This window comes from Lelliottia jeotgali (assembly GCF_977070485.1).
In genome coordinates this window covers 1-990 of record NZ_CDRVFO010000045.1, presented here as the reverse complement: position 1 = coordinate 990, position 990 = coordinate 1, and the positions used below count along the sequence as shown (strand labels likewise).

Sequence of the window (990 nt, the reverse complement as noted above, 5' to 3'; positions counted from 1 at the left end):
GCTTGTATGGTAGGACTCGAAGGGGTGGGTGGGACCTAAAGCCGGCTTCTGACTGTTCGCAGCAGTACAGACCGTGGGAGAAATCGTCCTCACCCCTTCCACCAAAGCGCCGATAAAGAATGCTTCGTTCTCTTCAACGACGATAGAAACAAGCCTGCGCCTCTTGGTGAAACCCTTCGAGTCGAAAAACCATACAGCGGGAGTGCAAACCATGGCAATGGAAACGAGCGATTTCATCATCGGTATTGATGTTGCCAAAGCCGAGCTGGCCGTTCATTTTCAAAGCCACGGCACGCAGATGTCGCTGAGCAATACCAAGCCTGAAATCAAGAGATGGCTCAAGCAACAACCTGCCAACACTGCCCTGTGCGTCGAAGCAACGAACGTCTACCACCTGGACGTTGTGGAGATGGCACATGAAAAGGGCTTCAAGGTCTATGTTGTTGACGGATTTCAACTTAGTAACTACCGAAAAGGCATTGGCGGCCGATCCAAAACCGATGCCAGTGATGCCGCTTTGCTTGCCCGTTATCTGGAACGAGAAAGCCGGGATCTGCGCCCTTGGGCGCCACCGCCAGCCGTTTATGGCAAGCTTCAGAGCCTTCTACGCCGCAGGGCTGCTCTGGTCACAATGCGCACCGCCCTGAGCCAGAGTTGGGGTAATGAGCAGCTGCTCAAAGCGGCGTTCAAGAGCTTTACCCAGCAAATGGACAAGTTGGATCTGCTGGTCCAAAAGAAGCTCAAGGAGTTACTTAAGGAGGCTGGTTTACTGGAGCAAGTTGCTCGTTGTCAGGCCATCGAGGGCATCGGTTTTCTGACAGCTACTGCATTGGTTATGGCGTTTATCCGCGGCGAGTTCAAAAACAGCGATGCCTTCATTGCCTTCCTTGGCATGGACTTGAGAGTCTCCGATTCCGGGCAGAAGACGGGACTACGTCGTTTAACGAAGCGAGGTTGCCCGGAAATTCGCCGATTGCTGCATAACGCCTC

Annotated in this window: 1 protein-coding gene; it reads left to right on the top strand. The window is 53.3% G+C overall.

Going from position 1 to position 990, the window contains the following annotated elements:
* Positions 1 to 73: 73 nt before the first annotated feature.
* On the top strand, positions 74 to 990 hold a 917-nt coding region (locus ACW4TB_RS27490), incomplete at its 3' end, for an IS110 family RNA-guided transposase (RefSeq protein ID WP_455843132.1).